This window comes from Pseudescherichia sp., assembly GCF_031998825.1.
GTDB lineage: Bacteria > Pseudomonadota > Gammaproteobacteria > Enterobacterales > Enterobacteriaceae > Pseudescherichia.
Genome location: NZ_DAMACX010000007.1, coordinates 109,388 through 127,777 on the forward strand (window position 1 = coordinate 109,388; position 18,390 = coordinate 127,777).

Genomic DNA, 18,390 nt, shown 5'->3' on the forward strand with positions numbered 1-18,390 from the left:
GCTATCACCTCGGATCGGGTTGTGGCGATGTGGGAACGGTCGCCTGGGGCTGCGCCCCCGGCTGTTGTAATACACTTACCGGCTCGTTTTGGCTTTCGGCGTTTTCGTGCAGAATTGCCTGTTCTGCTTGTTTATTCAGCACCAGGAGGCTAATGCGACGGTTAACGGCGTCATCAGCGCCTTTGTCACTCACGCGCATGGTGGCAGCCATGCCAACCACGCGTAGCACTTTACCGTCGTCCAGCCCGCCCACGACCAGCTCGCGCCGCGAGGCGTTAGCGCGATCCGCAGACAGCTCCCAGTTGCTATACCCGCGTTCGCCATTGGCATACGGGAAGTCATCGGTATGGCCAGAGAGGCTAATACGGTTCGGAATATTGTTCAGCACCGGCGCAATAGCACGTAAAATATCGCGCATGTAGGGTTCCACTTCGGCGCTGCCGGTTTTAAACATCGGCCGGTTCTGGCTATCGATAATCTGGATGCGCAGCCCCTCCTGCACCAGGTCAATCTTCAGGTGCGGACGCAGGGCGCGCAGCTTGGGATCGGCCTCGATCAGCTGGTCGAGATCGCCACGCAGTTTGCTCAGGCGGGACTGCTCCATCTTCTGGCGCAGCTCGTCGATATTGGGCTGGCGCTGCACCTCCCCTTTCTGTTGGGTGACGTCATCGCCGCCACCGGGGATCGGGCTGTCGCTGTTGGAGATCCGCGGACCGCCGGCAATGGAGGTCGCCAGCGGGGTGCGGAAATACTCTGCAATCTGAATCAGCTCTTTCGGACTGGAGATTGAGATCAGCCACATCACGAGGAAGAACGCCATCATTGCCGTCATAAAGTCGGCGTAGGCAATCTTCCAGGATCCATGCGAGCCGCCTCCGTGCCCCTTATGCTTGCGCCGTTTTACAACGACAATAGGATGGGCCTGGTTTTTCATGCGTCCTCAGTCGTGGTCTGCTGGTTTGGGTTACGTACCGCACGGACGTGCTCATCCAGTTCCACAAAGGATGGACGCTCGCTGGAGTAGAGCGTTTTACGGCCAAACTCAACGGCAATCGGTGGCGCGTAGCCGTTCAGGTTGGAGAGCAGCGTGATCTTCACGCACTGCATCATCTTGGTGGTTTCAGCGCTCTTCTGGCGCAGCACGGTTGCCAGCGGCGAGATAAAGCCGTAGGCCAGTAGAATACCGAGGAAGGTCCCTACCATCGCGTGGGCAATCAGCGCCCCCAGCTCGGCCGCCGGACGATCCGCCGAGGCCAGCGCGTGGACCACGCCCATGACCGCCGCCACGATACCGAACGCCGGCAGCGAGTCGCCGACCATTGCCAGGCTATTCGCTGGCACTTCAGCTTCGCTTTCGTGGGTCTCGATCTCTTCGTCCATCAACGCTTCGATTTCGAAGGTGTTCATGTTGCCGCTGATGATCAGGCGCAGATAGTCGACGATGAACTCCAGCATCACCGGATCGGCAAGGATCCGCGGATAGTTGGCAAAAATTTCGCTCTCTTTTGGATTCTCAATATCACGCTCAAGGGAGAACATCCCCTGCTGACGCGACTTGGCCATCAGGCGATAGAGCAGCGCCAGAAGATCCATATAGACAGCTTTTGTGTATTTGGAGCGACGAAACAGCAGCGGAAGCGCCTTAAGCGTTCCTTTGATCGCTTTGCCGTTGTTGCCCACAATAAACGCACCCACGCCCGCACCGCCGATAATAATCAGCTCAGCCGGTTGATAAAGTGCCCCAAGGTGTCCGCCGGTCATCATATAACCGCCAAAGACTGTACCGAGAACAACAAGGTAACCTAATAAGATCAGCACGACATCATCCTTCCGCTGTTGACTAAGGCAAGGAAAAACAGTTTTGGGGCTAAAAACCCAACGGGGAGGCAAAAAAAAGCAGCGGTAATTGCTTACCGCTGCTGGAGTGTTACCCACGCCGTTACGTTAAACAGCCTGTTTGATCTGTTCATCCAGCAGTTGTGGAATAATATCGGCAGCTTCCGGGGAAAGTTTACGTCTTTTTACGGCCCTAGAAGGCGGCTGGCACAAACTGCAGGCAAAACTCCCTACGGGCTGGTGAGCATGGGTAATAAAATTGCCGCCGCAGCAGTTGCAGCTTGAAAGTTCCAGCATCCCGCTCTCAACAAAACGGACTAACGTCCACGCACGCGTCAGGGCTAACAGCGGCCCCTCTTCCGGCTGCGGGCACTGTTCCAGATAGAGGCGATACGCTTTAATTACCGCGTCAACACCGCTGCAGAGGCCTGTTTTCAGCAAGAACTGCCAGGCATTGCAGAACATTGAGGCGTGAATATTCTGTTCCCACGTCATAAACCAGTCGGTTGAAAAGGGGAGCATCCCTTTCGGCGGCGGGCTACCACGAAGTTCTTTATAGAGTTTGATGAGGCGGCCCCGGCTGAGCTGCGTTTCGCTCTCCAGCATTTGCAAACGCGCGCCCAGCGTAATCAGTTCCATTGCGAGTTGAATATCACGCGCTTCCTGGACAATGCTCTTCTCAGTCATCATTAAGCCCTTTTCTTCCGGGACGCTGCGTCAGCACCCTGGTTGCTCTCATTAAGGAGACGCGTTGAGAGCATAATACCGGTATGGATCTGCTGCAGATCGTCTACACGGGATTCCTGAGTCAGACGAGTAATGGTCTGATGACTATCAAAACGAAACTGGCAGATAAGCTGATTGGTTTCAGCTAATTTAACCATCTGCGGCAGCGTCAATTCACCCATGGTAGTGGCCATCTCTTCGCTAATGCCCAGGCGGAACATGGCGGAGGCTTTGTCCTGACTAATTAAACGCTGTGCCAGCAGTAAATATGACAGGTTGATGTCATAGATATGTTTCAGCAGCTCGGATGTATGCATTTTTCCCATCCAAAATAACCAACTAGTGTCTTATGCGGCCAGGCCGCACCCCGTGATGTCGCCGGGAAAAAACCCGGTATTAAAAAGATAAGGCAAAATGCATCGTTTAAATTTTGTTGTTTAACGTGACGGCGATCGCATTGCTGTGCCACCTCTCTCCGTTACGCTCTCAATCAATTCTTATAATTAACTAAGATTTTTCCTAAAGCGACGCAACTGTACTCGCGACCCGTAGGACATACAATTGGCTCTAATGAATAATTTGAAAATAATGTGATCTACGTCACATAATTTACGTGAATATTTTATAGAAATCCATACTTTCGACTTAGTGATTGTTTACTTTTTGTACTATAGAGCGTCTTTTCTATTCTTTTTCGACGAATAGACATGCAGCTTTATATGCTATTTGATGACCAGTCATTAGACCTCCGACTTTGTGCTAGCTTTTTAAGCTGAATAGGCATGGATTGAGTAGGGCTATTTAAAAATAATATTAATTATCAATATATTAAAGCGGTGCTAAACTAACTCTAAAAACGTGTAAAATGATTGCAAATTTGTTAACGGATGCGTGAGAGCACATTATATTGCGCAATAAAATTCGCAAAATTTGCATTAAGTGTTTAAATTTCGTTAACATATTCACTGAGGGCGCGATTCCACCCGATGGAATAATTAATGAATATTTATGATAATGTTCACAGCTCTGTCACACTTTTTTGGTTGCAAGTTTTGTAAGAAAAAGGTAAAGATACGTCAAGGGTTCATACTCCGTTAAGGAGCGAGATATGAGCTATTCTCATCTGTTGGTGGCTGTCGCCATTGATTCAGAAAGTCATCTGCTGCTCAAAAAAGCAGTTTCTATCGCGCGGCCATGCCAGGCACGTATTAGCCTACTTACTCTGGCTAACGATCCCGAAATGTATAATCAGTTTGCTGCGCCTATGCTGGAGAATCTGCGCGATCTCATGCAGGAAGAGGCACAGCAATTTATGCAGGCGTTAATTGCGCAGGCGAATTATCCCATTGCAAAAACAATAATTGCCTCAGGTGAACTGAGTGAAAATATTTCACATCTTTGCGAGCGGGAGGGGATCGATCTGGTTATTTACGGTAATCACAATCAGCGTTTTTTTTCGCGGGCAGCCTGTTCGGCAAAAGGCGTGGTGGGAGCCTGTAAAGTGGACGTGCTGCTGGTACCGTTGGATGACGTATAGCGCCCCCGCTACAGCGGGAGCGCTAGCTCAATTACGCCAGTTTGGGGAATGTCGCCACGTTGTTCTGCAGAAGAGTCTCTGCACTACGAGGCGCTATACGCTTTAAATCGGCAATAAACCTCTCCTGCCAGTGATGAATGTCATTTTTTCTGATCACATCCATCATGTCAGCGTGACGGGAAATACGCTCCGCCAGCGGCATGGTCAAGGCCCGGTTCATCGCATTAGCGACATCGTCACGATCGTACGGGTTAACAATCAGCGCCGAGGTTAGCTCGTTAGCCGCACCGGCAAATTTAGAGAGCACCAGTACGCCTGGGTTAGCCGGATCCTGCGCCGCCACGTACTCTTTAGCAACGAGGTTCATCCCGTCACGCAGCGGCGTCACCAGCCCGACATCGGCATAGCGGAAGACCTTCATCAGCAGCTTACGGTCAAAGTGCTGGTTAAGGTAGTAAAGCGGTGTCCAGCCCAGCTGACCATATTTACCGTTAATACGTCCAGCTTCGGTCTCCAGCTGATGACGAATATCCTGGTAGGCCTGAACCTCGCCGCGCGAGGTAGGTGCAATCTGCGTATAGCGGATTTTACCGTGGTGCTGCGGGAACTTCTCCAGCAGAGTTTCATAGGCATGGAAACGTTCCGGCAGGCCCTTAGAGTAGTCCAGCCGCTCGACGGAGAAGATGTTTTTCACATTTTTCAGCTCGGCCTTGAGCTGTGCCAGCTTCGGTGGCAGCGGGCCTGAGGCCTGCTCGGCGATCTCTTCCGGTTCAATCCCAATAGGATAGACCTCGGTACGGAAGGTTTTGCCCCATGCGGTATGGGTTTTATCGCCCCGGGCAGTCAAGCGCGTCTGGCTCGAAAGGCTATCCAGGAATGACACTCTGTCGCTCTCGGTCTGGAAGCCCAGCAGATCGTAGTCGCACAGCTGCTCCAGCAGCTCGGCGTGCGGCGGCAGCGCGTTGAAGATCTCTGGGGTTGGGAATGGAATATGCAGGAAGAAACCAATCTGGTTGTTTACACCGCGCTGGCGTAGCTCGTTGGCAAACGGCAGGAGGTGGTAATCATGGATCCAGAGAATATCGTCTTCTTCGAGCAGCGGCACCAGCTTGTCCGCCAGCAGTGCGTTCACGCGCTGATAACCCTCCCAGGCCTCGCGCTGGAACTTTACAAGATCAAGACGGTAGTGAAAAGCGGGCCACAGCACGGCATTGGAAAACTGGCTGTAGTACTCATCATAATCCTGCTCGCTGAGGTTAAACGAGGCCCAGGTAATGTTGCCGCGGGTCACTTTCTTCAGCGGCTTATCTTCGTTACCAATTTCACCACTCCAGCCAAACCAGAGTCCGCCGGTTCCTTTCAGTGCACCCATAATGCCGACGGCGAGTCCACCGGCGCTCGATTTCTTATCATCCGGCGGTGCGATACGATTAGATACTACGACTAAGCGACTCATAGCCATCTCTCCTGTTAGTTAGCGCCATCTCTTCTTGTTGTTGGTGGTCAATTATTTTTTCAAGCCACTGATGAACGTCCGCTACACTCTCCAGCCGGTACTGCGCCTGCGTCGCGCCAATACCTACCTTTACGGATACGCCATCAAGGCGATTCACAACCTTGAAGCCTGCCTCGTCAGTGAGGTCGTCTCCCAGGAAAACAGGTTTGCGCCCGCAAAACGGCGGCTCCTGCATGAATGCTTCAACTGCTGCTCCTTTATTGATACCACGCGGTTTCAGCTCTACCACGCATTTACCCGGCTGGAGGGCTAAATTCGGATATTTCTCCTCCATTTCCTTTGCCAGAGTAAAAATAGCCTCTTCATGGTGAACGGCCTGGCGATAGTGCAGCGCAAACGCCATTCCCTTCGCCTCAAGCTCCGTCCCTTCCAGACGATCGAGCGCGGCAATCAGCGCCAGCTCCATTTGCTTAACCTGATCGGCTGGCAGGGTGATCTCATGCGTTTTGCCCTGGTAGTCGCGCCGCTGCGCACCGTGCACCCCGGCAAGGGGGAAGTGCAGCGGGGAGGCGATAGCATCCAGCTCTTTCATCGAACGACCCGATACCAGCGCTACCGCGCCCTGATTCATTTCGGCCAGTCGTTTGAGCAGGGTTATCACCCCGGCGGGAATAAAGACCTGATCGGGACGAGGTTTGATTTCGGCGAGGGTTCCGTCGAGGTCAAAGAAGTAAGCATAGTTTGCGGAAAGTACAGGCGGTACAGCTAACTGGTCAGCCACCCTGATATCCTCCTTTCTGGTTTCGATGCCGCGTTCACGACCATCACTCATTATCATTAGCCATGTAAGTATAGACAGTGTCACGCTCCTCGCCATTCAAACGTAAAGAAACCAGCCGCAATTGCGGCTGGCTGAGAGGTAAAAACGATTAAAAAAGAGGCTCTTCGGCAAAATACCGGGCATCAGACGGTGCGTTTCGCCTTCTGTTTGTAGCGGTCGAAGATCACCGCCGCCAGCAGGATCAGGCCGCGCACAACGTATTGCGAGAAGGGAGAGATATTAAGCAGGTTCATGGCGTTCTCAACGGTGCCGAGGATCAGGATCCCTGCCACCACATACGAGATTTTTCCGATGCCGCCCTTAAGGGAGACGCCGCCAAGCACGCAGGCGGAGATAACGATCAGCTCGTAACCAATGGAGGTCATCGGCTGGCCGCTGGTCATACGCGACGCCAGAATGATCCCGGCGGCGGCCGATACCAGCCCGGAGAGCACAAAGATAATAATTTTTGTGCGCACCACCGGCACCCCTGCCAGGCGAGCCGCCTCTTCATTACCGCCGATGGCCAGCGTATTGCGGCCAAAGGTGGTTCTGTTGAGCAGGAAACCGAAGATGATAAGACAGGCCACCGTCAGCCAAATGGGCGCAGGCAGGCCGAGCCAGTTGGTATAGCCGAGGGTAAAGAAGCGCTCGTCTTCAATACCTACCGCTTTACCGTCGGAGATGATATAGGCCAGACCGCGCACGATCTGCATCGTGGCGAGGGTGGTGATCAGGGCGTTGATCTTCAGCTTTGCAATGACGAAGCCGTTAACCAGACCGCTCAATACCCCGAGCATCAGGCCCGCAAAGACGCCAATCCACAGGCTCTCCGTCATGTTGATCACCACCGCAGCGGTGACGCCTGCACAGGCAATAACCGAGGCAACCGACAGATCAAAGTCGCCGGAGGCCAGGCAGAAGAGCATGCCGCAGGCCACCATGCCCGACATCGAGATGGCGAGACCCAGCCCCTTCATATTGACGAAGCTGGCAAAGTTAGGCACAAACAGGGCGCAGCCGATAAACAGTACGGCAAAGACCACCAGCATGCCGTAGTGATCCCAGATGCGTCCCAGACTAAACGGCGACTTTCCTGCGCCAGAGCTTGTTACTGATGACATGATACTCTCCTCACTCAGGCGACGGCCTGGCTCACTTTAGGCATGGCAAGGCTTAGCGCCTGTTTCTCGTCTGCTTCGCCGTGCAGCAGCTCACCGGCGATCTCCCCTTCCCGCATCACCAGAATGCGATCGGCGACGCCGAGCACTTCCGGCAGGTCGCTGGAGGCAAACAGTACCGCTACGCCACGGGAGGCCAGGGCGTAGATAACGTTGTAGATCTCATGCTTCGCGCCGACGTCGATACCGCGCGTTGGCTCATCAAGCAAAATGACCTTCATCTCCTCCGACAGCCAGCGGCCAAGAATGGCTTTCTGCTGGTTGCCGCCGGAGAGATTCATAATCAGCTGCTCAGCACCGGGCGTTTTGATATTGAGGGAACGAATATGATGGTCGGCGTTTTCCACTTCCCAGCCGTCGTTGATCAGGCATCCGGCGCGAACCGACTTGCGCCGGGCGCTGATGTTGATGTTGTCACGCACGGAGTGGACGGGAATAATGCCTTCGGCCTTACGATCCTCGGGACAGAGCATCATCCCGGCGCGAATGGCGTGGGCGGGCTTCTGGATATCCAGCGGCTTGCCGTCGATGATCAGCTGGCCCGCCGTGATGCGCGTGCCGCCAAACAGCCCTTTCATCAGTTCGCTGCGCCCTGCCCCCACCAGCCCGAACAGGCCAACGATCTCACCGCGCCTCACCGAGAAGCTAACGGGATGGCGCACGCCAGGGGCTTTTACCGACTCCAGACGCAGCATCTCCGCCCCATATTCTCGTGGCTGCCAGCCGTAGATGTCGCCGAGATCGCGCCCGACCATCGCCTGCACCAGCAAGTCATGGTTAACCTGCTGCATATCGGCAAAGGTGCGCACGTAGCGCCCGTCTTTAAAGACGGTGATGGCGTCGCTAAGGGCAAAAATCTCCTCCATACGGTGGGAGACATAGAGGATGACCCGTCCCTCGTTGCGCAGCTCGCGGATCACACGGAACAGGTTGTCGATCTCCCGCGCCGAGAGCGAGCTGGTCGGTTCATCGAAGGCGATTACTTTCGCATTGCGCGCCAGCGCCTTGGCAATTTCAACCATCTGCCACTGGCCGATGGAGAGGTACTTCAACGGCGTCTGCGGATCGATATCCAGCCCAAGATGCTCCAGCTGGAGACGGGCTTCATAGTTAAGCAGCGAGCGGTTTACCAGCCCGCCCTTCTGTGGCAGCTGGCCAAGATAGATATTTTCCGCGACGGTCATCTCGGGAACCAGATGCAGCTCCTGATAGATGATCGCCACGCCGGCATTCAGTGCGGCGGTGGTGTCGGCAAAGCTGACCTCCTGGCCCTGCAGCACCAGCGTTCCGCCGGTGGGGGCGTAGTTGCCGCTAAGGATCTTTAACAGCGTCGATTTACCCGCGCCGTTCTCCCCCATCAGGGCGTGCACCTGACCGGCATAGCAGTCGAAGCTGATGTCGCTCAGGGCCTTTACGCCGGGGAAGGTTTTGCTAATACCACGGAAAGAGAGATATGGAGTTGACTGTTGCATAACGTCTCCGTGACGCATTGATGGTACGACTGGCCCTTCATCATGCGATGAAGGGCGCAACCAACGGCGGGAATTACTTCACGCCTAGCCCTTTCTTCGCTAACTCATCTTTAAAGTTGTCGCGGGTGATCAGCACCACGTCGGTAACCGCAGTGAACTTCGGCGGCTCAGCGCCTTTCTCCACCCAGTTGTAGAGCATTTCACTGGTCTTATAGCCATGCACGTCCGGGCTTGGCAGCAGCGAGCCGTAGAAGCCGGTGCCCTGAGCCTTGGATAGCTCGCTCACGGCGTCAACGCCGTTGATGCCGATACCGATCACGTCGGCGGCCTTGAAGCCCTGACCTTCTGTGGCGCGTACGCCGCCGAGCACGGTGTTATCGTTCATGCCGACCACCAGCCAGTGTTTCACTTCCGGATGCTGAACCAGCAGGGAGTTACCGGCATCAAATGCGCCAGGAATATCGTTTGATTTGGTAGGAACCTGATAGATCTGTTTTTCCGGGAAGCCTGCGGCTTTCAGAGCATCCATCGAGCCGGAGGTGCGGCGACGGGCGGTATCCAGTTCGTTGGCGGTGATGGCCATCACGCCGGTCTCTTTCACATCCCAGCCGCGTTTTTGCATCTCTTTATAGAGCTCCTGACCCTGGCGAGCGCCGATCTCACTGGCGGCCATCATCACCAGCGGCACGCTCTCCATCGGTTGGCCCTTGGCGTTGACGAACTGGTCATCCACCGCAATGACCTTCATGTCGTAGCCGCGCGCTTTAGCAACAATCGCCGAACCCAGCTTGGGATCCGGGGTACAGATAACAAAGCCTTTCGCCCCGCTGGCGGCCAGGCTATCGATAGCGTTCAGCGTCTTTTCACCGTCCGGTACGGCGATTTTAATGACTTCAAAACCTAAATCTTTGCCTGCCTTATCAGCAAATTTCCATTCGGTCTGGAACCACGGCTCTTCCGGCTGCTTGACCAGAAAACCGAGCTTCATATTTTCGGCGATAGCGGATTGTGACATAACGGCAGCCAAACCAATTGCCGCCAGCGCTTTAGTGAATTTGTGCATGGTTAACTCCAGCTTTAACACTTTTTTATGTAGGGAATGAGAGTTTATTAGCTGTCTAATCAGCCTTAAAACAAGGCATTAGCACACGTCTATCAGGAGATGCTATTGCTGAGGTGTAGTTTTAGCGGGAAATTGATCCTCCATAGGAGAGCGCCATCACACCGCAGAATTACAGTAAAAGCGTGCATAAATTCAGCGATTATCTTCATAAGAATTGGCGTATTTGTCAGACAAATCCGGAAGGGTGTAGCAGAATTCTCCATCAGGCCAGCCAGCTTATCCTTGTGGCCTGAAGGGAATGATTTAGAGGCGGGAAGTCAGAGTGGATAATAGATGTGATCCGCGTGGTCGCGCACTGGGGCATCGTTACCCAAAAGGCGCGTCGAGACGGCAAAGGCAAAATCAAATACCCGGCCTAACCCTTTGCCGCTGATCAGGTTGCCATCCTCGACTACAGCAGCATCGACATAGTGGCCGTCGGTTACGGTTTCATGCAGTTCGCCCGAGCAGACGTAGCGCCGCCCTTTCAGCAGGCCATTTCCCCCCAACACACGCGCCGCTGCCGAGCAGATGGGGCAGATCAGCTTTTCCGCCTCGTCATGGCGGGCCACAAAGGCGATAACATCTGGGTTGGCGGCAAGGTTAACGCTCCCCTCCGGCCCGCCAGGCAGTACCACAGCATCGTAAAGCGTATCCAGGCGCTCACTCAGGGTAGCATCGGCCACCATAGGAATAGCGTGATAGCTCACCACGGCGCGGGACGAGGCACAGGCCAGCGTTTCGACCTCGATATGCAACCGACGCAGTATATCAATGGTAACGATGGCTTCTGCCTCTTCAAAACCGGGGGCCAGCAGCACAGCAACTTTTTTCATCTCCAACTCCTTAATATTTAACGATACCCTTCATTGCATACATTCACACATGGATGTAAGCCACTATTTTTATTCAGATTATTCGTTTATTCCGCTGAAAAGTGTCTGCTGGATCACAATTGTTAGCTGCATAACGCTTTACGATCGGTTTGTCGACGCAGTACGGCTGGCATTAATCGCAGCCCCATCCAGGACAGAAGGAGGTCATTATGGCGACTCTCGGCATGGCACAAAAACTCAACTCGCAGATTAACCTTGAGTTTCAGGCATCCAACCTCTGCCTCTCATTAAGTGAATGGTGTTCAGAGCATAATCTACCGGGTTCGGCAACGTTCCTTCGCGCACAGGCGCAGGAGAAGGTAAACCTCATGATGCGCGTGTTCGACTTTATGAAACGCGCCGGGGCCTACCCGATTGTGAAAGCGCAGGAAAATCCCCCGGACAGTTTCAATTCGTTAGAGGAGCTGTTTGAGAAGGCGCTTGAAGAGTACAACGTGCGGTGTGAAATGCTGACGCGGCTGAGTCAAGAAGCAGAAGCCGTGAAGGATGAAAAGACGCTTAACTTTTTGCGCGAGCTGGAAAAAGCAGAGCAGCAGGATGGACTGCTGCTCCAGCTGTTAATCAGTGAAATTCATCGCTCGCTGCGCGACGGCAAAAATATTGCCCAGACCGATCGGGCGCTGCTTAACGTGGTGAACTGCCGCAGGCACTGATATTCACCCTTTACCTCTCTGGCGGGAGTCCTTCCCGCCTTTCCTGCCGCCCGGACTGAAACTCAATGCGGGCGCAGAGCCACAGCGACCAAAGAAAACATCCGTTTGAAAATAACAAAACAAAGGTTTACTTTGTTTGCCTGTGCTCGCGCTTTAGTGCGTCTCTTCCTGCGGCGTAAACTTCAGCTCAATTAAGGCAATGGCTTTCTGAATAGCACGCCGGGTAACCGGGTCGGCCGCGGCTGGATGGGTAGTGAAGTCGATGGTTTTAAGCTGATTGGCCATCTTTTCACGTACTTCAACCGGGGCGATGACGTCAATAACGTCGAGGATCTGTTTGATCACCAGCTGGCAGGCCACAACGTCGGACACTAGCTCCTGATCGGCGCTAAGATTTTGAGACATAGGTTACTCCTGAGTTACAGAAACAAAAAAACCTGCCGCAGCAGGTTTTTTATCACAGCAACTTTATTAAAACATAGCGCCCGGCGGTACGTCTTTAAAAGTCTTGCAGTAGGTTTCAAAAATGCTTTTCAGGATCTTGCGCAATTTCATGTTTTGCTCCGGCTATTTTGTTGTGCAGGTGTTACTTGTCGATGGACGTATAATATGACCTGCATCACAAAAATCAACCACTTTGTGATGAATATCACACCAATTTTTACGCGATTCCTTTAACTTTGTTAAAAAATCGTTGATTAATCTTAAGGTTACGACGATTTCATTTTTTTTAATTATTATAATTTTTTTTGAAATGGCAGACCAAAAATGAGTGAAAACACCCTCCCGGAGAAGACGCGGGGCGTCTCGCCCGCCGCGCTGCTGGTAGCCGGGGCCTTTTTTATGGAGTTTCTTGACGGGACGGTGATAGCGACGGCCCTGCCGGATATGGCGCGAAGCTTTGGTGTCGAAGCGGTGGCGTTGAACATAGGTATCAGCGCCTACCTCATCACCCTTGCAGTGCTGATCCCGGCCAGCGGTTGGATAGCCGACCGCTTCGGCGCGCGCAAGGTCTTCACCGCCGCGCTGGCGATCTTTACGCTCGCGTCGGTATTTTGCGGCCTTTCCACCAGCGTGGAGATGTTTGTCGCAATGCGCATTTTGCAGGGGATGGGCGGCGCGCTGATGGTTCCCGTCGGCAGGCTCGCCGTGCTGCGTACCACCCCTAAGCATCTGCTGATCACCGCCATCGCTACCCTCACCTGGCCCGCGCTGGTTGCACCCATTATCGGCCCGCCGCTGGGAGGCTTTATCACCCGCTACGCCGACTGGCGCTGGATCTTCTTTATCAACGTGCCGATTGGCCTGCTGGCTATTGCGCTGGCGCTGCGCATCATTCCCGATATTCGCGACGACGAGCGCCGTCCGTTTGATCTTATGGGCTTTGCCTCTACTTCAGTCGCAATGGTCAGCCTGGTATGCGCCATGGAGATGCTGGGGGGCGAGCAGCAGCAGGGAGCGTGGACGCTGTGCCTGCTGGCGCTGGGCACGGTAACCCTGGTCTATGCGCTACGCCATTTCCAGCGCGTCCGCTGGCCGATGATCCGCCTCGATGCCATGCAGGTGCACACCTTTCGCGTCACCATGTACGGCGGATCGCTGTTTCGCGCCTCCATCAGCGCGGTACCGTTTCTGCTGCCGCTGATGTTCCAGGTCGGCTTTGGGATGGATCCGTTTCATGCCGGGCTGCTGGTGCTGGCGGTCTTCGTAGGCAACCTGACCATTAAGCCCGCCACGACACCGCTGATCCGCTGGCTCGGCTTCAAAAAGCTGCTGCTGATTAACGGTGCGCTGAACGTGCTGGCCCTGCTGGCCTGCGCCTTTATTACGCCAACGACGCCAGTATGGGTTATTTTTGTTGTGCTCTATCTGGGCGGGGTCTTTCGTTCGGTGCAGTTTACCGGCGTCAGCACGCTGGCCTTTGCCGATGTCCCCTCCGCGCAGATGAGCTATGCCAATACCCTGTTCAGCACCGCTACACAGCTGGCGGTCGGGCTGGGCATCACGCTTGGCGCCATCGGGATTCGGCTGGGAGAGAAAGCCAGCGACTGGCTGGCCCTGAGCGGCGTGCCGGGCATCAGCTTTCGGCTGGCGTTTGTCTTTATTGCGCTGATCTGTCTAGTGGGGATGGTCGATACCTTCAGACTGGCTAAGGATGCGGGCAGCGCGGTGTCAACGAAGAAACGTTAATCTGTAAGCCGGGTCAGCGTAGCGCTGCCCGGCACCATGGAACTTAGGCGAGCACTTCGCGAACGAACGCTTCAATCTCTTTATCCTGGCAGTGTTCAAAGAAGCACTGCTGGAAACGCGGGCCGGAGACGGCGGTTTTTACCAGCTCAGGATCGATTGCGCGCAGGGTGTCGAGATAGTTATCTTTCACTACTGCTGCTTTCACCTGATTGAGGATCCCGGCGTTACGCACCTGCGGCTCTTTACGCTCAGGCGGGTAGCCTTCGCCTTTACGACCGGTAAACGCTTTCTCAAAGATAAAGCGTACGTTCAGCTCTGCACCCCAGCCGAAGCCTTTGGCAAACGGCAGCGCCAGCGCATTACCGTTGTTGATCTGGGCAAACAGGAAGGCGTCGGCGGGATCGATACAGTAGCCACAGTTCACACCCGGATGGATGTTCAGCGACATCAGCGCACCCTGACCGGTGCCGCAGCCGGCAATCACAAAGTCAACCGCCTTTGAATTCAGCAGAATGCTGGCCATAATGCCCAGATGGATATAGGTCAGGTGATGATCGTTCTCATCGCTCATCCCAACGTTGAAAACCGGAAAGCCTTTATCGTCAGCGACGGTTTTCAGCTCGTTGAGGATGATGGCGTTTTTGGCAGCCTGGCTATTTTCCATCATCAGTGCAATTTTCATTATCTCTTCTCCTGAATGCGTTGCGGGGGATCCCGTCATAAAGGGCTAATCAGGTTAAACCTTACTACCTGGCAAACATACTTTCAAATTTAATGAAAAATGGTTTTAAAAATTAGAGATGCGGTCACAGTTTTGCTTGTACCCACCCCTCTCCCGCCTGCCGTTGCAATTAGAGAAGTAAGAATCTTTGGCTATTCCGGTCATTGCCTGACGAAGCAGGCTGTAGGATGAGATCATCGAAACTGAACAGAGCGTTTGCATGAAGAGACTCCTCCTTGCCGCTTCGCTGATGCTGCTTGCCGGATGCACCATCACGAAGGAACCTGAAGTCACCGACGTTAACCCGGCAACGGGCCTGGTGCGACTGCACTTTAACGAGACGATGCTGCAGAAGGCACGCTATGACGACTATACCACCCAGGGAACAGCTAACCGTCAGTGTCAGCAGATAGGCTACGCCACCGCGGTTGCCTTTGGTCAGCCGGTTAAGACCTGTAGCGTGATTAGTGGCTCGCTGTGCCTGAACGAAACCGTCACTATACAGTACCAGTGTCAAGGGCGAGCCGTCAGCTATACCCCGGCGGGCGTCTACTATTAATGTATTTGCCAGCGCAGCGCCGCTGGCAAATAATAAAAGAAACAATTCTCATTTATTTATTAAATAAGCGCCAATGCGTTTTATTCCCATTCGTATTTTTAAAAAGAACTTTTTTATTTTACCTTTTGCAAATAATTAAATAACAAATTATAGTGACGGCACTTAACTTTTTCCCGCCTGTTATGGAATAACACCATGCTTAAAATTGAAATGATTGAACAGCTCAATGAGCAGATGAATCTTGAACTTTACTCCTCCCTGCTTTATCAGCAGATGAGCGCCTGGTGTAGCTATAACAGTTTTGAAGGTGCCGCTGCGTTTCTGCGTCGCCATGCGCAGGAAGAGATGACCCACATGCAGCGCCTGTTTGACTACCTGACCGATACCGGCAGCCTGCCGCGCATTAACGCGATCCCCACGCCCTTCGCCGAGTATGCCTCGCTGGATGAACTGTTCCGCGCCACCTATGAGCACGAGCAGCTGATCAGCCGTCAGATAAATGCCCTGGCCCACTCTGCAATGACTAACCAGGATTATCCCACCTTTAATTTCCTGCAGTGGTATGTGGCCGAGCAGCACGAAGAAGAGAAATTATTTAAATCAGTTATTGATAAACTCGCCCTGGCCGGCAAAAGTGGCGAAGGTCTCTATTTTATTGATAAAGAACTCTCTACGCTCGACGCACAAAAATAGTTACTCTGGCGGCACACTGTGCCGCCGTAATTAATCCCGCCTCGCCCTATACATTAATTTCCCTCTCCCCTACGTAATACGCCATCAAAAAACGTATCGTTATCTTTACACTGCTTGTAACGGTGGTTTGACGTCAACGCCGTTTTGCCTTACTCTGCGCCGCACAATTTTGGTGCGTAGTTCAGGTGTAAAGAGAAGCGTGAAGAACAGGACTTTTGGCAGTATGTTTATCGTTGCCGGGACCACGATAGGTGCCGGTATGCTGGCGATGCCGCTGGCCGCCGCGGGTGTCGGCTTTGGCGTAACGCTGGCGTTACTCTTTTGCCTGTGGGGGCTGATGTGTTATACCGCCCTCCTGCTGCTGGAGGTCTACCAGCACGTTCCGGCCGATACCGGGCTGGGCACGCTGGCGCGCCGCTATCTTGGCCGCTACGGCCAGTGGGCGACCGGTTTCAGCATGCTGTTTTTGATGTATGCCCTGACGGCGGCCTACATGAGTGGCGCAGGCGAGCTGCTGGCCTCCAGCCTGAGCGAGTGGCTAAGCCTCTCCGTTTCGCCTACCACCGGCGTTCTGCTGTTTACCCTGGTGGCGGGCGGTGTGGTTTGCATTGGTACCTCGCTGGTGGATCTCTTCAACCGCTTCCTGTTTAGCGCCAAGCTGATCTTCCTGATCGTGATGCTGGCGCTGCTGATGCCCCACGTGCATAAGGTTAACCTCCTGACGCTGCCGCTGGAAAAAGGGCTGGCGCTCTCCGCTATCCCGGTGATTTTCACCTCCTTTGGCTTTCACGGCAGCGTGCCGAGCATCGTTAGCTACATGAATGGCAACGTGCAGAAGCTACGCTGGGTATTTATTACCGGCAGCGCCATTCCGCTGGTGGCCTATATCTTCTGGCAGCTGGCGACGCTGGGCAGCATCGACTCCACCACCTTCTTTGGCCTGATGGCTAACAATGCTGGGCTTAACGGCCTGTTGCAGGCGCTGCGCGACGTCGTCGCCTCGCCGCACGTAGAGCTGGCGGTGCATCTGTTTGCCGATCTGGCGCTGGCAACCTCGTTTCTGGGGGTGACTCTGGGCCTGTTTGACTACCTGGCCGATCTCTTCAACCGTCGCAACAGCGCAGCGGGCAGGCTCCAGACCGGGGCGATTACCTTCCTGCCGCCGCTGGCCTTTGCGCTGTTCTATCCGCGTGGCTTTGTGATGGCGCTGGGGTATGCGGGCGTGGCGCTGGCCGTGCTGGCGCTGCTGATCCCCTCCCTGCTGGCGTGGCAGAGTCGTAAGCATATGCCACAGACGGGATACCGCGTTCGGGGCGGCAAACCGGCCCTGCTGCTGGTGCTCTTCTGCGGCGTAGCGGTGATTGTAATTCAGGGTGGTATTGCAGCGGGAGTGCTGCCAGAGGTGGGTTAGAGAAGTGGGCTCACGTAGGCCGGGCAAACGCAGTGCCGCCCGGCGTTGCCGCGCTTAGTGCAGACAGCACTGCTTATATTTTTTACCGCTGCCACACGGACAAGGGTCGTTGCGCCCCACCTTATCGCCGTTGACAATCGGCTGTTTTACCGCCCGCTCCTGCTGATTGGCAGCCCAGTAGTCAAACAGCGCCAGCGCAGCGGGTTTCAACGCCTCGACGCTCGCCTCAAACGCCTCTGGGGTCATCTCCTCTACGCGGGTAAAGTTCTCCTCTGTACCGTGCAGGGCAATGGCCTCCAGCGCAGGCTGTAACGATGCTGGCAGCGATGACCAGTCGCTGAGCGATACGCCGCGCATATAGCCGAAGCACCACTCCTCTACAATGCTGAGATCCTGGCCTTCAATGGTGCGCGTGCCAAACAGCGGCTCAAACTGCTCCGGATAATCGGCAAGACGCTCGGCGATATCATTCATATGCTGGAACGAGAGCGTCATAAAGCGCTCCATCTCTTTCTCAGATGACCAGCGCGGAACGTGATTCGCCCCGCCCCAGATGGCCACCAGCCACTCGCTCGGCTCAATCTCCATCGGCGCGCTCAGCACCGCAGTGAGCAGGCCATCCAGCTCCGCGACATCGACAATGGATGCATCGTTGCTGTACTTCGCCAGCACGTCATCCAGCCACTCCAGCTCTTGCTCATTCAGCGGTCCGGTTTTCATAAAATTACTACCTCAGTTTGGGGCGGGCGTATATATAATAGACGATTGCAAATCGCAGGCACAAAAAAACCACCCGTAGGTGGTTTGACGACACTGCTTATTGCTTTGATTATTCTGCTAATTTCCAATGGTACCCGGAGCGGGACTTGAACCCGCACAGCCTTACAGCCGAGGGATTTTAAATCCCTTGTGTCTACCGATTTCACCATCCGGGCTCGGGAGGAAATTGGAGGCGCGTTCCGGAGTCGAACCGGACTAGACGGATTTGCAATCCGCTACATAACCGCTTTGCTAACGCGCCTTAAATCTTTGTCTTTCGACTCATACCCGCGCTGTTCAATACTATACAGTGCCGATACCTTAATTTGGAGCGGGAAACGAGACTCGAACTCGCGACCCCGACCTTGGCAAGGTCGT

The 18,390-nt window shown here is 54.3% G+C and carries 20 protein-coding genes and 2 tRNA genes; 6 read left to right on the forward strand and 16 right to left on the reverse strand.

Going from position 1 to position 18,390, the window contains the following annotated elements; genetic code table 11:
• Window positions 1–4: 4 nt before the first annotated feature.
• The 4 genes from motB to flhD all read right to left on the reverse strand — a co-directional run bounded on the left by motB (window position 5) and on the right by flhD (window position 2,879).
• Window positions 5–934 (reverse strand): flagellar motor protein MotB, encoded by a 930-nt coding sequence (motB, locus tag RTP97_RS05545; protein WP_312411664.1) that lies wholly within the window; start codon window positions 932–934, stop codon window positions 5–7.
• Complete coding sequence (gene motA / locus RTP97_RS05550) at window positions 931–1,818, reverse strand: flagellar motor stator protein MotA (RefSeq protein WP_312209265.1); 888 nt, start codon at window positions 1,816–1,818, stop codon at window positions 931–933. Before motA ends, motB begins: the two co-directional genes overlap by 4 nt.
• A 126-nt stretch (window positions 1,819–1,944) precedes the next feature.
• Window positions 1,945–2,523: a flagellar transcriptional regulator FlhC gene (gene flhC / locus RTP97_RS05555; RefSeq protein WP_312411712.1), complete on the reverse strand. Its 579-nt coding sequence runs from the start codon at window positions 2,521–2,523 to the stop codon at window positions 1,945–1,947.
• Window positions 2,524–2,525: 2 nt separating this feature from the next.
• Entirely contained in the window at window positions 2,526–2,879 is a 354-nt protein-coding gene (gene flhD, locus RTP97_RS05560) for a flagellar transcriptional regulator FlhD (protein WP_312411666.1), read from the reverse strand.
• A gap of 791 nt (window positions 2,880–3,670) precedes the next feature.
• Between flhD and uspC the strand changes: the two genes are divergently transcribed.
• Window positions 3,671–4,099, forward strand: a complete 429-nt coding sequence (gene uspC, locus RTP97_RS05565) for a universal stress protein UspC (protein WP_312411669.1) — start codon at window positions 3,671–3,673, stop codon at window positions 4,097–4,099.
• 31 nt (window positions 4,100–4,130) lie between these two features.
• Here the strand turns inward: uspC and otsA are convergent, their stop codons facing one another.
• The 6 genes from otsA to RTP97_RS05595 all read right to left on the reverse strand — a co-directional run bounded on the left by otsA (window position 4,131) and on the right by RTP97_RS05595 (window position 10,966).
• Complete coding sequence (otsA, locus tag RTP97_RS05570; RefSeq protein ID WP_312411672.1) at window positions 4,131–5,555, reverse strand: alpha,alpha-trehalose-phosphate synthase; 1,425 nt, start codon at window positions 5,553–5,555, stop codon at window positions 4,131–4,133.
• The gene (gene otsB / locus RTP97_RS05575) at window positions 5,530–6,336 is read right to left on the reverse strand and encodes a trehalose-phosphatase (protein ID WP_312411715.1); all 807 of its coding nucleotides are present in this window, start codon (window positions 6,334–6,336) and stop codon (window positions 5,530–5,532) included. Before otsB ends, otsA begins: the two co-directional genes overlap by 26 nt.
• 182 nt (window positions 6,337–6,518) lie before the next feature.
• Window positions 6,519–7,499: an L-arabinose ABC transporter permease AraH gene (araH, locus tag RTP97_RS05580; RefSeq protein ID WP_238085055.1), complete on the reverse strand. Its 981-nt coding sequence runs from the start codon at window positions 7,497–7,499 to the stop codon at window positions 6,519–6,521.
• 14 nt (window positions 7,500–7,513) lie between these two features.
• Window positions 7,514–9,028, reverse strand: coding sequence for an L-arabinose ABC transporter ATP-binding protein AraG (araG, locus tag RTP97_RS05585; RefSeq protein WP_312411675.1), 1,515 nt, complete (start codon window positions 9,026–9,028; stop codon window positions 7,514–7,516).
• 73 nt (window positions 9,029–9,101) lie between these two features.
• Entirely contained in the window at window positions 9,102–10,091 is a 990-nt protein-coding gene (locus tag RTP97_RS05590; RefSeq protein WP_312411677.1) for an arabinose ABC transporter substrate-binding protein, read from the reverse strand.
• 317 nt (window positions 10,092–10,408) lie between these two features.
• Window positions 10,409–10,966, reverse strand: a complete 558-nt coding sequence (locus tag RTP97_RS05595; RefSeq protein ID WP_312411679.1) for a DJ-1/PfpI family protein — start codon at window positions 10,964–10,966, stop codon at window positions 10,409–10,411.
• A gap of 209 nt (window positions 10,967–11,175) precedes the next feature.
• On the opposite strand from RTP97_RS05595, the gene RTP97_RS05600 reads away from it, so the two are divergent.
• Window positions 11,176–11,679, forward strand: coding sequence for a non-heme ferritin-like protein (locus RTP97_RS05600; protein WP_312411681.1), 504 nt, complete (start codon window positions 11,176–11,178; stop codon window positions 11,677–11,679).
• 153 nt (window positions 11,680–11,832) lie between these two features.
• Here RTP97_RS05600 and RTP97_RS05605 read toward each other — a convergent pair whose 3' ends face one another.
• Entirely contained in the window at window positions 11,833–12,084 is a 252-nt protein-coding gene (locus RTP97_RS05605) for a DUF2766 family protein (protein WP_042391403.1), read from the reverse strand.
• Between the two features lie 66 nt (window positions 12,085–12,150).
• A complete protein-coding gene (azuC, locus tag RTP97_RS05610) occupies window positions 12,151–12,234 on the reverse strand; it encodes a stress response protein AzuC (protein ID WP_088218881.1) in 84 nt (27 codons plus the stop codon).
• A gap of 213 nt (window positions 12,235–12,447) precedes the next feature.
• Here azuC and RTP97_RS05615 point away from each other — a divergent pair, with 213 nt between their 5' ends.
• Window positions 12,448–13,869, forward strand: a complete 1,422-nt coding sequence (locus tag RTP97_RS05615; protein WP_312411683.1) for an MFS transporter — start codon at window positions 12,448–12,450, stop codon at window positions 13,867–13,869.
• Window positions 13,870–13,912: 43 nt separating this feature from the next.
• Here the strand turns inward: RTP97_RS05615 and RTP97_RS05620 are convergent, their stop codons facing one another.
• The gene (locus RTP97_RS05620) at window positions 13,913–14,551 is read right to left on the reverse strand and encodes an RpiB/LacA/LacB family sugar-phosphate isomerase (RefSeq protein ID WP_312411686.1); all 639 of its coding nucleotides are present in this window, start codon (window positions 14,549–14,551) and stop codon (window positions 13,913–13,915) included.
• A 259-nt stretch (window positions 14,552–14,810) separates the two neighbouring features.
• On the opposite strand from RTP97_RS05620, the gene yecR reads away from it, so the two are divergent.
• The 3 genes from yecR to tyrP all read left to right on the forward strand — a co-directional run bounded on the left by yecR (window position 14,811) and on the right by tyrP (window position 17,253).
• Window positions 14,811–15,149: a YecR family lipoprotein gene (gene yecR, locus RTP97_RS05625; protein ID WP_312411689.1), complete on the forward strand. Its 339-nt coding sequence runs from the start codon at window positions 14,811–14,813 to the stop codon at window positions 15,147–15,149.
• Between the two features lie 195 nt (window positions 15,150–15,344).
• Window positions 15,345–15,842 (forward strand): non-heme ferritin, encoded by a 498-nt coding sequence (ftnA, locus tag RTP97_RS05630; protein ID WP_312411692.1) that lies wholly within the window; start codon window positions 15,345–15,347, stop codon window positions 15,840–15,842.
• Between the two features lie 199 nt (window positions 15,843–16,041).
• The gene (tyrP, locus tag RTP97_RS05635; protein ID WP_312411695.1) at window positions 16,042–17,253 is read left to right on the forward strand and encodes a tyrosine transporter TyrP; all 1,212 of its coding nucleotides are present in this window, start codon (window positions 16,042–16,044) and stop codon (window positions 17,251–17,253) included.
• Window positions 17,254–17,307: 54 nt separating this feature from the next.
• Here the strand turns inward: tyrP and RTP97_RS05640 are convergent, their stop codons facing one another.
• The 3 genes from RTP97_RS05640 to RTP97_RS05650 all read right to left on the reverse strand — a co-directional run bounded on the left by RTP97_RS05640 (window position 17,308) and on the right by RTP97_RS05650 (window position 18,274).
• Window positions 17,308–17,973 (reverse strand): YecA family protein, encoded by a 666-nt coding sequence (locus tag RTP97_RS05640; RefSeq protein ID WP_312411697.1) that lies wholly within the window; start codon window positions 17,971–17,973, stop codon window positions 17,308–17,310.
• A 128-nt stretch (window positions 17,974–18,101) separates the two neighbouring features.
• Window positions 18,102–18,188 (reverse strand) — tRNA-Leu (locus tag RTP97_RS05645).
• A 12-nt stretch (window positions 18,189–18,200) separates the two neighbouring features.
• Window positions 18,201–18,274, reverse strand: a tRNA-Cys gene (locus RTP97_RS05650).
• Window positions 18,275–18,390: the final 116 nt, after the last annotated feature.

Bases quoted from the DNA above. Each gene is read 5' to 3' on its own strand.
- RTP97_RS05615 (WP_312411683.1), top strand. From the start codon at position 12,448: ATGAGTGAAAACACCCTCCCGGAGAAGACGCGGGGCGTCTCGCCCGCC.
- flhC (WP_312411712.1), bottom strand. From the start codon at position 2,523: ATGACTGAGAAGAGCATTGTCCAGGAAGCGCGTGATATTCAACTCGCA.
- uspC (WP_312411669.1), top strand. From the start codon at position 3,671: ATGAGCTATTCTCATCTGTTGGTGGCTGTCGCCATTGATTCAGAAAGT.
- RTP97_RS05640 (WP_312411697.1), bottom strand. From the start codon at position 17,973: ATGAAAACCGGACCGCTGAATGAGCAAGAGCTGGAGTGGCTGGATGAC.
- araG (WP_312411675.1), bottom strand. From the start codon at position 9,028: ATGCAACAGTCAACTCCATATCTCTCTTTCCGTGGTATTAGCAAAACC.
- otsA (WP_312411672.1), bottom strand. From the start codon at position 5,555: ATGAGTCGCTTAGTCGTAGTATCTAATCGTATCGCACCGCCGGATGAT.
- ftnA (WP_312411692.1), top strand. From the start codon at position 15,345: ATGCTTAAAATTGAAATGATTGAACAGCTCAATGAGCAGATGAATCTT.
- RTP97_RS05620 (WP_312411686.1), bottom strand. From the start codon at position 14,551: ATGAAAATTGCACTGATGATGGAAAATAGCCAGGCTGCCAAAAACGCC.
- RTP97_RS05605 (WP_042391403.1), bottom strand. From the start codon at position 12,084: ATGTCTCAAAATCTTAGCGCCGATCAGGAGCTAGTGTCCGACGTTGTG.
- araH (WP_238085055.1), bottom strand. From the start codon at position 7,499: ATGTCATCAGTAACAAGCTCTGGCGCAGGAAAGTCGCCGTTTAGTCTG.
- motB (WP_312411664.1), bottom strand. From the start codon at position 934: ATGAAAAACCAGGCCCATCCTATTGTCGTTGTAAAACGGCGCAAGCAT.
- RTP97_RS05595 (WP_312411679.1), bottom strand. From the start codon at position 10,966: ATGAAAAAAGTTGCTGTGCTGCTGGCCCCCGGTTTTGAAGAGGCAGAA.
- yecR (WP_312411689.1), top strand. From the start codon at position 14,811: ATGAAGAGACTCCTCCTTGCCGCTTCGCTGATGCTGCTTGCCGGATGC.
- RTP97_RS05600 (WP_312411681.1), top strand. From the start codon at position 11,176: ATGGCGACTCTCGGCATGGCACAAAAACTCAACTCGCAGATTAACCTT.
- azuC (WP_088218881.1), bottom strand. From the start codon at position 12,234: ATGAAATTGCGCAAGATCCTGAAAAGCATTTTTGAAACCTACTGCAAG.
- RTP97_RS05590 (WP_312411677.1), bottom strand. From the start codon at position 10,091: ATGCACAAATTCACTAAAGCGCTGGCGGCAATTGGTTTGGCTGCCGTT.
- flhD (WP_312411666.1), bottom strand. From the start codon at position 2,879: ATGCATACATCCGAGCTGCTGAAACATATCTATGACATCAACCTGTCA.